This is a genomic window from Nocardiopsis synnemataformans, from assembly GCF_965343085.1.
GTDB lineage: Bacteria > Actinomycetota > Actinomycetes > Streptosporangiales > Streptosporangiaceae > Nocardiopsis > Nocardiopsis alborubida.
In genome coordinates this window covers 40,791-51,676 of the sequence record NZ_CBDRFA010000061.1, presented here as the reverse complement: position 1 = coordinate 51,676, position 10,886 = coordinate 40,791, and the positions used below count along the sequence as shown (strand labels likewise).

Here is a 10,886-nt window from a genome sequence, read left to right as displayed (position 1 = left end):
ACCTCCCCGCTCTGAAGGCCGGGGCATCCCCCGGGAGGGCCGGGTGAGCACCGCACAGGACACCACCCCGCACACGCGGGCCGCGCCGGAGCCGGAGACCGGGCGCGCGACCTCCCCGCTCGGCGTCCTCCTGGAACCCATCAGGGGGCGTGTCCGCGCGGCCGTGGTCCTCCAGGGCCTGGCCAGCGCGCTCGGCCTCGTCCCCCTGATCTGCCTGGCCGAGGCGGCCGCCGCGCTGCTCGCCGACGGGCCGACCGACACCGCCCTGGTGTGGACGCTGGTCGCGGTCGCGCTGGCCGGAGCGGTCGCCGCCCTGGCCGCGGGCACCGCCTCCACCCTGGTCGGCCACCTGGCCGACAACGACATGCAGCTGTCCGTGCGGCGCGCCCTGGCCCGTCACCTGGGACGGGTCCCGCTGGGCTGGTTCTCCGGCCGCGGCTCGGGCCGGGTCAAGAAGGCCCTGCACGACGACATCGAGGACGTCCACTCCCTGGTCGCCCACACCCTGCCCGACCTGGCCGCCGTCGTCGCGGTCCCCGTCGTCGCCCTGGCCTACCTCGCCTCCGTGGACTGGCGCCTGACCCTGGTCGCGGTGCTGCCGGTGGCCGTGGGCGTGCTGCTGTTCGCGCGGGCCATGGCCGGGTCGATGCACAAGATGGCCGAGTACGCCGAGGCGATGGGCGCGATCAACACCGCGGCCGTGGAGTTCGTCGACGGCATCCAGGTGGTCAAGCACTTCAACGGGCACCGCAGGGCCCACGAGCGCTTCACCCGGGCCGCCGACGCCTTCGCGGACTTCTTCGTCTCCTGGTCGCGCGCCACCACCCCGCTCACGGTCGCCTCCTTCCTGGTGCTGTCGGCGCCCACGGTCACCGTCACCGTGGTGGCGGCGGGGGCGGGCTTCGCCGCCCTGGGGTGGAGCGAGCCCGTCTCGGTGGTGGCCTTCGCCCTGCTGGCCCCGGCGCTGTGCGCGCCGATGAACGTGATCGGCTCACGGGTGCAGCAGATCCAGACGGCGCGGGCCGCCGCGGGACGGGTCCGCGACCTGCTCGCCACCCCGCCCCTGCCCGAGGGCTCCGGTGGAGGACCACGGGGCGCCCGCGTGGCCTTCGAGGGCGTGCGCTTCGCCTACCCGGCCCAGGACGGCGCCGAGGGGGGAGAGAAGGGCGAGGAGGTCCTGCGCGGCGTGGACCTGGTGCTGGAACCGGGCACCGTGACCGCGCTGGTGGGCCCCTCCGGCGCGGGCAAGACCACCCTGGCCACCCTGCCCGCCCGCTTCGCCGACGTCACGGCGGGCGCGGTGACCGTGGGCGGTGCGGACGTGCGCGACATCCCCACCGAGGAGCTGTACCGCACGGTCGGCTTCGTCTTCCAGGACGTGCGGCTGCTGCGGGAGACCGTGGCCGACAACATCGCCATGGGCCGTCCCGGGGCGACCCGCGGGGAGGTGGAGGGGGCCGCCCGCGCCGCGCGCGTCGCCGAGCGGATCGAGGCGCTGCCGCGCGGCTACGACTCCGTGGTGGGCGAGGACGCCGACCTGTCCGGCGGTGAGGCCCAGCGGGTCTCCATCGCCCGCGCCCTGCTCGCCGACACCCCCGTGCTGGTCCTGGACGAGGCCACCGCCGCCGTGGACCCGGTGTCGGAGGCGGCCATCCAGGACGCCCTCAGCGAACTGGCCCGGGGGCGCACGGTCCTGGTGATCGCGCACCGGCTGAGCACCGTGGCCGGGGCCGACCTCATCGCGGTCATGGACGAGGGGCGAGTGGTGGAGCGCGGCACCCACGGCGAGCTCCTGGCGCGCGGCGGACGGTACGCCGACCTGTGGCGCGCCCAGCACCCGGACGCCAGCGACGGGGACCTGGCCCACGGAGACGCCCGTGACGGGGACGCACGTGACGGGGACGCACGTGACGGGGACGCACGAGACGAACCGGGAGAAGACCAGTGATCCGAGCCTTCCTCAAGGCCCTGGGCCCCGAGCAGGCCGGGCCCATGCGTACGAGCCTCGCGCTCACCACCGTCGTCTCGGCCCTCCAGGGCGTGCTGTTCGCCCTGCTGGTGCCCGTCCTGACCGAACTCCTGGGCCCCGACCCGGACCGGGCCTGGCCCTGGGTGGCCGTGCTGCTCGCCGCCACCGCCGCCTACGCGGTCCTGCGCGCGGGCAGCCTGTTTCTCAACTTCCGCGTCGGCGGCGCGCTCTCGCGGGCCCTGCACCACCGGCTCGGCGACCACGTCGTCCGCCTGCCCCTGGGATGGTTCACCGGAGGCCGGGTCGGGGAGCTCAACCGCATCGCCACCGACGGCGTCTCCCGGGCCACCAACCTGCCCGTGCACCTGTACCCGCCCCTGGCCGACGCGGTGGTCACCCCCGTCGTCTCGGTCCTGGCCCTGTTCGTGTGGGACTGGCGGATCGCACTCGCGGCCGCCGCCTGCCTGCCGCTGCTGTGGATGGTCTTCACCCTGTCCGGCGAGGCGGTCGGGCGCAACGACGCCGCACGCGACGCCGTCACCGACGAGGCCGCCGACCGGGTGCTGGAGTACGCCCGCGCACAGCCCGTGCTGAGGGCCTTCGGCCGGACGGACAAGGGCGGCGAACGGCTCGACGCGGCGCTGGAGGCCGAGCACGGCGCCGCCCGCCGCCTGCTGCTGCGCGCGGTTCCCGCCCTGCTCGGCTACTCCTTCGCCGTGCGGCTGGTCTTCGGCCTGCTCCTGGTCGCCACCGTGTTCCTCGCGCTCGGCGGCACCCTCGACGCGCCCCTGGCGGTCGCGCTGCTCGTGCTCGTGGCCAGGTTCGTCCACCCCCTGTCCGGCGCGGCCGACCAGGGGGCCGCCCTGAGGATGGCGACGAACGGGCTCAACCGGATCAACGCCGTCCTGGAGGCGCGCCCCCTCCCCGAACCGGACGTCCCCGTCCCGCCCCGGGGCGCGGACGTGGAGTTCGACGACGTGTCCTTCTCCTACACCCCGGACGGGCCCCGCGTTCTGGACGGGGTCTCCTTCCGGGCCGAGCCCGGGACGCTCACCGCCCTGGTCGGGCCCTCGGGCTCCGGCAAGACCACGGTGGCCCGGCTGCTGGCGCGCTTCCACGACGCCGACGCGGGCAGCGTGCGCCTCGGCGGGGCCGACGTGCGCTCGGTCGGCAGCGAGGAGCTGTCCCGGCATGTGGCGATGGTCTTCCAGGACGTGTACCTGTTCGACGCGAGCATCGCGGAGAACGTGCTCCTGGCGGACCCCGGGGCCACGCGCGAGGACCTGGACCGGGTGGCCGTCGCCGCCGGCCTCGACGCGGTGGTGGCCGAGTTCCCCGACGGCTGGGACACCCGCGTCGGCGAGGGCGGCGCCTCGCTCTCGGGAGGGCAGAAGCAGCGGGTCTCCATCGCCCGTGCCCTGCTCAAGGACGCGCCGGTCGTCGTCCTGGACGAGGCCTCCGCCGCCCTGGACGCGGAGAACGAGGCGCTGCTGACCGCGACCGCCGTCTCCCTGGCGCGGGAGCGCACGGTGCTCGTCATCGCGCACCGGCCCGCCACCGTGGCCGCCGCGGACCGGGTGGTCTTCCTCGACGCCGGGCGCGTCGCCGAGACCGGGACCCCGGCCGAACTCCTCGCCGCGGGAGGGCGCCACGCCGAGTTCGCCCGTGCGCGCGAGCGGGCCCGGGGCTGGAGGTTGACCGCCGAGCCGTCCTGACCGAGCCGTCCTGACCGAGCCGTCCTGACCTAGCCGTCCTGACCTAGCCGTCCTGGCCGAGCTGACCGTCCGACCCGGACCGGTCCCGAACCGCGTCCGCGCGCGGCGTCCCCACCGCCGCGCGCGGGTCCCACACGCCCCGTCCTGAACCGCGCTCGCAGCGGCACACCGCCGCGCGCGGGCCACCCCCCGCCATCCCCTTTCCCCTTCGTTCCCCTGAGGAGACGACGCACATGACCGCATCCGCGCCCGAGGAGTCCGGTTCCGCCACCCCGCCGCCGGTGGAGTTCCCCGTGGCCCGCTCCTGCCCCTTCTCCCCGCCCGAGGCCTACGAGGGGATGCGCGCCGCCGCCCCCCTGACGCGGGTCACGATCCCCAGCGGCAAGCAGGCCTGGCTCCTCACCCGCTACGACGACGTGCGCGCCGCGCTGTCCCACCCCGCTTCCAGCTCCGACGCGCGCCACCCCGCGTTCCCGGCCCTGGGCAAGGGGGAGCAGGCGGTCGCCGCCGACCTGCGCCCGTTCATCCGCATGGACCCGCCCGACCACACCCGCGTCCGCCGCATGCTCGTGGGCGAGTTCACCGTGCGCCGGGTGCGCGAGATGCGCCCGGAGATCGAGCGGATCTGCGCCGAGCAGGCCCGCCACCTGCTCTCCCTGCCGACCCCCGCCGACCTGGTCGGCGAGTACGCCAACCGGGTGTCCACGACCGTCATCTGCCGTCTGCTCGGCGTCCCCCTGGAGGACCTGGAGTTCTTCCGGCGGATCACCACGGTCTCGGGAGGGCGCGACAGCACCGAGGAGGAGGTGGGCGCCGCGCTCGCCGACCTGTTCGGGCTGATCAACCGGCTCATCGACGAGAAGGCCGACGACCCGCAGGAGGACCTCATCAGCCGCCTGGTCACCGGCCCCCTGGCACGCGGGGAGATCACCCGCCAGTCCCTGCTCTCCCAGATCGGCATCACCCTCAACGCCGGGCACGAGACCTCGCGCAACATGATCCCGCTCGCGGCCCTGGCCCTGCTGGACCATCCCGACCAGCTGGCCCTGCTGCGCGAGGACCCCTCGCTGTGGCCGGGCGCGGTGGACGAACTGCTGCGCTACCTGTCGGTGGCCGACGTCATCACCCTGCGCGTGGCCACCGAGGACATCCCCCTGGACGGGGCCACCATCCCGGCGGGCGACGGCTACATCGCGCTGCTCGGCGCGGCCAACCGCGACCCCGCCGCCTTCCCCGACCCCGGGACGCTGGACGTGACCCGCCAGCAGCGTGGCCACGTCGCCTTCGGCTACGGCACCCACCAGTGCGTGGGGCAGAACCTGGGGCGCCTGGAGATCGAGGTGGCCCTGCGGACGCTGTTCGAGCAGGTGCCCACCCTGCGCCGGGCCGTGCCGCTGGAGGAGATGCCCCAGCGTTCGGCCTCGGCGATCTTCGGGCTGGAGGAGGTGCCGGTGTCGTGGTGAGCCCCGACCGCGACCAGCCCGGGGAGCCGACCGGCCCCGACCGACCCGGGAACCCGTCCGAACCCGGCCCGACGCATGGAAGCCCCTCGAAGACGGCACCGCCCGCGTCCGCCCCGCTGCGCCTGCACGCCGACACCGGTGTGTGCGCCGGAGCCGGACAGTGCGTGCGGGCCGCCCCCGACCTCTTCGACCAAGGCGACGACGGCCTGGTGGTCCTGCTCCGCGCCGACGTTCCCGAACAGGCGCGTGAGCTCGCCCTGACGGCGGCCGACTGGTGCCCCTCGGGCGCCGTCAGTGTCCACGAAGCCTCCTGACCCGACCTCCTGACCCGACCTCCTGGCCCTACCTCCTGACCCGGTATCAGGGCACCATCCCCCGGGCCGTGGAGGACACGGCCCAGAACCGAAAGGCCCGACGATGAGACGACGATCCCTCCTGGCCGGTGCGTGCGCACTGGCCCTGGTCGCGACCGGCTGCGGCGGCGGAGGGGAGCAGACCGCCGCCTCCGCGGAGTCGGCCCTGCGCTACGCCGCGGTGGGTGCGCCCGCCGCCACCACCCACGACCCGCACGGACGGGTCGGCAACGAGGCCGACTACCTGCGCTTCGCCATGCTCTACGACGTCCTCACCGTCACCGACGAGCAGGGCGCGGCCCAGCCGCGCCTGGCCACGGCGTGGGAGCCGGTGGACGGCGACCTCACCCGGTGGCGCGTCACCCTGCGCGACGACGCCGCCTTCTCCGACGGCCAGTCCGTCACGGCCGACGACGTCCTGTTCTCGCTGCGCCGCATCCAGGGCAAGGGCGCGGAGAACAACGGCCGCCTGTCCATGTTCGACCTGGAGTCCTCCAGCGCGACCGGCGGGCACGAACTGGAACTGGTCACCCACCAGCCCTACGCCGAGGTCGGCCTGGCCCTGGCCTCCCTCACCTTCGTCGTCCCCGAGGGCAGCGAGGACATCACCGAGCCGGTCGCGGGCTCGGGCCCCTTCGTCCTGGACGAGGGCGACGACACCACCTCCGTCCTGAGCCGCAACGACGACTGGTGGGGTGAGGCGCCCGGGTACGAGAGGCTGGAGATCACCGCCATGCCCGACCCGGCCGCGCGTGCCGCCGCCGTCGCCTCCGGTCAGGCCGACGTCGCCGGGAGCGTCGCCCCGGCCACCGCCCAGCAGTACGCCGACGGCGGCGAGGTCGAGGTGGTCACCCGGCCCGGGGGCGTCAACTACCCCCTGGTCATGGACACGGAGACCGAACCCTTCGACGATCCCGCCGTGCGCGAGGCGGTCAAGCTCGCCCTGGACCGCGAGCAGCTCGTGGAGACCGTCTTCCTGGGCTACGGGGAGCCCGGCGCCGACGTCCTCAGCCCCCTGGAGCCCTTCGCCCCGGACGCGCCCCCGGTGGAGCGCGACCTGGATCGGGCGCGCGAACTGCTGGAGAAGGCCGGGCACGGCGACGGGGTGTCGCTCACCCTGCACGCCACCAACTCCTACCCCGGCATGGAGGAGGCCGCCGTGCTGGTCTCCGAGCAGCTCGCCGAGGCCGGGATCGAGGTCGAGATCGAGGTGGGGGCACCCGACACCTACTGGACCGAGGTCTGGAACGTCGAGCCCTTCTACCTCAACAGCCTCGGCGGCAACGGCTTCGTGGACTTCTCCCGGATGGCGCTGCTGGCGGAGGGCCCCATCAACGAGACCGGCTGGAACGACCCCGAGTGGGACGCCGACTTCGCCGATGCCCTGGCCACCGAGGACGAGGCCGAGCGCCACGCGGCCCTGGGCGACCTCCAACAGCGCATCGCCGACGAGGGCGGCTACGTGGTCTGGGGCGTGGGCGACGGCATCGACCTCACCGCGCCCGGCGTGACCGACCTGCCCACCGGCCCCGGGTTCCACCGGCTGCGCGTCGAACAGGCCGGGGTGCCGGGCTGATGGACCCGACCCCCGCGGCGCCGCCCGGCGCCGCACCGCGGACGCGGGGAACGGGGGCGCGGGGAACGGGTGCCGCACCGCGGACGCGGGGAACGGGCGCCGCCCTGCTCCTCGCGTCCGCGCGGGCCCTGCTCCTGCTGCTGGCGGTCTCGGCCGCGGTCTTCGCCGCCACCGAACTGCTGCCCGGCGACGCCGCCCAGCTGCGGGCGGTCCCCGGGGCGGAGCAGGAGGAGGTCGACCGGCTGCGCGAGGAACTGGGCCTGGACGCACCCGCCTGGCTGCGCTACACCGCGTGGGCGGGCTCCCTGGCCACCGGCGACCTCGGGGTCTCCCTGGTCAACGGGCGGCCCGTCGCCGACGCCCTCCTCCAGCGGCTGCCCGCCACGCTCGCGCTCGTCGGGGGAGCGCTCCTGCTGGCCGCGCCCGTCATGCTCGCCCTGGGCTGGTGGGCGGGCGCGGCCCGCCGGGGCGGGGGAGCACCGACCGCCTTCCTGACCGGCGGCGCCGCCCTGCCCTCGGCCGTGGTGGCCAGCGGGCTGGCCGCGCTGCTCTCCGGGGCCCTGGGCCTGGTCCCGCCGGTGTCGCTGCTGCCCCCGGGCAGGCCGCCGACGGACAGCCCCGAACTGCTGGTCCTGCCGGTGCTGTCCCTGGCGCTGCCCACCGCCCTGTTCGGCGCGAGCCTGCTCTCGGGCGCGGTGGCCGACGCCCTGCGCCGCCCCCACGTGGCCGACTCCCGGCGCCGGGGCAGCCCCGCCTGGCGGGTCGCGGCCGTGGACGTGCTGCCCTTCCTGCTCGCCCCCCTCACCCGCGTCCTGGCCGTCAGCGCGGGCGGGCTCGTGGCCGCCGCGACCGTGGTGGAGACCCTCTTCGGCTATCCCGGGCTCGGTTCCCTCCTGGTCGCCTCCCTGGCCTCGCGCGACCTGCCCGTGGTCCAGGCCACGGCGGTGCTCGCGGCGGCGGTCGTCCTGGCGGGGCTGCTCGTGGCCGACGCCGTCGCGGCCGTGGTCGATCCCCGGGGGAGGACGCCGTGAGCCGCGCGCTGCTGCCCGTCCTGCTCGTCGCGGTGCTGGCCGCCGCGCTCCTGGGGCCCTGGCTGGCGCCCCACGACCCCACCGAGCCCCTCGGCGTGCCCTGGCAGGGGCCCGTCCCCGGCCACCCGCTGGGCACCGACGCCCTGGGCCGCGACGTGTGGTCGCGCGTGCTCGCCGGAGGAGGGGAGCTCCTGGCCGTCTCGGTGGCGGCCGCCGTGTGCGCCTCCGCCGTCGGTGTCGTCGGCGGGCTTGCCGCGGGCTGGGCCGCGGGCGCGGTCGACCGCGCGCTCACCGCGGCGGCCGACCTCATGCTGGCCGTCCCCTCGCTGCTGCTGGCCCTGGTCGCGGCGGTCGCGCTGCCCGGCCGGGCGGCCGTCGTGGTCGCCACGGTGTGCGGCGGGGCGCCGCTCACCCTGCGCGTGGTCCGCGACGCCGTCCGCTCGGTGCGCGCGTCGGGGTACGTGGAGGCCGCCCTGTGCCGGGGCGAGCGCCCGGCGTCGATCCTGTTCAGGGAGGTCCTGCCCGCCGTGCGCGGGCTGGTCGCCGCCGACCTGGGGCTGCGGCTCGTGGTGGCCCTCCAGGTCGCCTCGGCGCTGGGCGTCCTGGGCTTCGGCGCCTCCCCTCCGGAGCCCGACTGGGCGCTGATGCTCCGCGAGAACATGGCCGGTGCGGCGATGAACCCCTGGGCCGTGGCCGCACCGGCCGCCGCCCTGGGCGCGACCACGGTCGTCCTCGCCCTGTCCGCCCAGTTCTCCCCACGACGTGACGGTGTCCGGCGTTGGCGGCGGGGTCGAGGCCGGGGCCTCGCGAGAAGGAAGAAGGAGGCCCTCGGTGGCGGTGGATCCGGTGGATTCGGTGGGTTCGGTGGGTTCGGTGGCTGAGGAGGAGGGGCTGGGCGGGGGGCTGAGCGCCCTGGGGATCCGCGTGCGGAACCTGGAGGGCGCGGCGGTGGTCGGTCCGGTGGACCTGCGCGTGCCGGACGGGCGGGTCCTGGCGGTCATGGGCGGGTCCGGCGGTGGGAAGACGAGTGCCGTCCTGGCCGCCCTCGACGCCCTGCCGCCCGGGCTGGTGCGCGAGGCCGGGGAGGTGCGCTGGCACGGGACGCCGATCCCCGTCGGGCGTGCGGCGCGCCGCTGGCGGCTGGTCCACGCCGGGATCCTCGGCCAGGACCCGGCCTCGGACCTGCACCCTTTGCGCACGGTGTTCGCACTGGTGGGGGAGGGGCTGTCGAGCTCTGTCCCGTCGGCGGAGGGGACGCCGGGCTCCGGAGGTCGGGACGCGCGGCGGGCCGTGCGGCGGGCCGTGCGCGGCGTGCTCGCGGACCTGGGCCTGGACCCCGATGTTGTGGGGCTCCGCCGCCCGCACGAACTCTCCGGCGGACAGGCCCAGCGCGTGGCGCTGGCCAGGGCGGTCGTGGGCGACCCCCGCGTGCTGGTGCTGGACGAACCCACCAGCGGGCTCGATCCCGCCACGGTGGAGCTGGTGGTGGAGGTGCTGGAACGGAGGCGCGGGCAGCCAGGCCGGGTGACGATCGTCGTCACGCACGACCGCGCCTTCGCGGAGCGCGTGGCCGACGACCGCCTCGTGCTGGGGAGCGCTCCGCACGAGCCGGGCGCGGACGCGGGGCGCACCGTCCGTGATCCCTTGGGTGGCCCCTCCGGCGGCGCCGATGTGCTCGGGCTCCGGGGCGTGCGCGTGGCCGCGCCCGGCGGGCGGGAGCTGATCGCCGGGGCGGACCTGTCGGTGCGCCGCGGCGAGTGCGTCGCGGTCCTGGGCCCCTCCGGGAGCGGTAAGTCCACGCTGCTGCGCGCCGTCGCCGGACTACACCCGCCCGTCTCGGGGAGCATGGCCCTGAACGGTGCGCCGCTGCCGCCGCGCCTGCGAGACCGGGACCGGCAGATCCTGCGCGCGGTCCAGTTCGTCGGGCAGGACCCCGTGGGGGCGCTGAACCCCGCCCACCGCGTGGGCCCGGCGCTGGCCCGCCCCGCCCGCGTGCTCCTGGGGCTCTCGCGCGCCGAGGCCCGCGCCCGCGTCCCCGACCTCCTCGCGCGGGTCGGGCTGTCCGGCAGCGTCGCCGACGCCCACCCCGGGCGGCTCTCCGGCGGGCAGCGGCAGAGGGTGGCCATCGCCCGCGCCCTGGCCGCGCGCCCCGCCCTCCTGCTGGCCGACGAGGTGACCTCGGCCCTGGACGCGGTGAGCGCCCGCACGGTCCTGGAGCTGCTGGACTCCCTGCGCGAGGAGCACGGGCTGTCCGTGCTCATGGTCACCCACGACCGCGACGTCGCCGCCCGTGCCGACCGGGTGCTCGTGCTGGATCCCGAGCACCGGGAGCTGAATCCCGAGCGACGGGAACTGGACGGTGGTCGGCAAGTGTCCTCCACTGCGAAAACGTGAGAAGTCGCGAGTGGAGGAAAGGGGGGAAGGAGGAAAGGGGGGAAGGAGGAAAGGGAGGAAAGGGAGGAAAGGGAGGAAGGGGAAAGGGGGTGGGAGAAGGAAATAAGGGGAAGGGAGGGGCCGTCATCAGGTCTTCTCCCTACGCCATTCCCGTCTGGGGTCGTTGGTGGCGACGAAAGCGCACCCGCTGCCGCGAAGGAGTTGGGGCGGCGGAGAACGGCCGGTTTCTGGCGGGGTCGAGCGCCCGACGAAAAGCGGCACCAAGGGCAGGCGGACTCTCCAGCCTCGGGCAACGCCCCTGGCCCCTGTGGTCGGGACGGGTGACGGCAGCACCAACGGCAAGCCATCATTCTGGTCGCGCATTTTCGGACACCACCATTGTGGT

At 75.7% G+C, this 10,886-nt stretch carries 8 protein-coding genes; all 8 read left to right on the top strand.

The features are described 5' to 3' along the window. Positions 1-43: 43 nt before the first annotated feature. The 8 genes from ACSIH6_RS28425 (at position 44) to ACSIH6_RS28390 (ending at position 10,501) form a co-directional block, all read left to right on the top strand. Entirely contained in the window at positions 44-1,948 is a 1,905-nt protein-coding gene (locus tag ACSIH6_RS28425; RefSeq protein ID WP_435111411.1) for an ABC transporter ATP-binding protein, read from the top strand. After that, entirely contained in the window at positions 1,945-3,684 is a 1,740-nt protein-coding gene (locus tag ACSIH6_RS28420; RefSeq protein ID WP_435111407.1) for an ABC transporter ATP-binding protein, read from the top strand. The genes ACSIH6_RS28425 and ACSIH6_RS28420 overlap by 4 nt, the downstream gene beginning before the upstream one ends. A 233-nt stretch (positions 3,685-3,917) precedes the next feature. Continuing rightward, entirely contained in the window at positions 3,918-5,147 is a 1,230-nt protein-coding gene (locus ACSIH6_RS28415; protein ID WP_435111406.1) for a cytochrome P450, read from the top strand. Continuing rightward, positions 5,141-5,461: a ferredoxin gene (locus ACSIH6_RS28410; RefSeq protein ID WP_435111405.1), complete on the top strand. Its 321-nt coding sequence runs from the start codon at positions 5,141-5,143 to the stop codon at positions 5,459-5,461. The genes ACSIH6_RS28415 and ACSIH6_RS28410 overlap by 7 nt, the downstream gene beginning before the upstream one ends. A 103-nt stretch (positions 5,462-5,564) precedes the next feature. After that, positions 5,565-7,076 carry an ABC transporter substrate-binding protein gene (locus ACSIH6_RS28405; RefSeq protein ID WP_435111404.1) on the top strand — a complete coding sequence of 504 codons (1,512 nt, stop codon included), beginning with the start codon at positions 5,565-5,567 and terminating at the stop codon, positions 7,074-7,076. Then, entirely contained in the window at positions 7,076-8,107 is a 1,032-nt protein-coding gene (locus tag ACSIH6_RS28400; protein WP_435111403.1) for an ABC transporter permease, read from the top strand. Before ACSIH6_RS28405 ends, ACSIH6_RS28400 begins: the two co-directional genes overlap by 1 nt. Beyond that, the gene (locus ACSIH6_RS28395) at positions 8,104-8,988 is read left to right on the top strand and encodes an ABC transporter permease (RefSeq protein ID WP_435111402.1); all 885 of its coding nucleotides are present in this window, start codon (positions 8,104-8,106) and stop codon (positions 8,986-8,988) included. Before ACSIH6_RS28400 ends, ACSIH6_RS28395 begins: the two co-directional genes overlap by 4 nt. Continuing rightward, entirely contained in the window at positions 8,981-10,501 is a 1,521-nt protein-coding gene (locus ACSIH6_RS28390; protein WP_435111401.1) for an ABC transporter ATP-binding protein, read from the top strand. Before ACSIH6_RS28395 ends, ACSIH6_RS28390 begins: the two co-directional genes overlap by 8 nt. Positions 10,502-10,886: the final 385 nt, after the last annotated feature.

Coding starts and splice junctions, on each gene's coding strand:
- ACSIH6_RS28415 (WP_435111406.1), top strand. CDS start 3,918: ATGACCGCATCCGCGCCCGAGGAGTCCGGTTCCGCCACCCCGCCGCCG.
- ACSIH6_RS28400 (WP_435111403.1), top strand. CDS start 7,076: ATGGACCCGACCCCCGCGGCGCCGCCCGGCGCCGCACCGCGGACGCGG.
- ACSIH6_RS28405 (WP_435111404.1), top strand. CDS start 5,565: ATGAGACGACGATCCCTCCTGGCCGGTGCGTGCGCACTGGCCCTGGTC.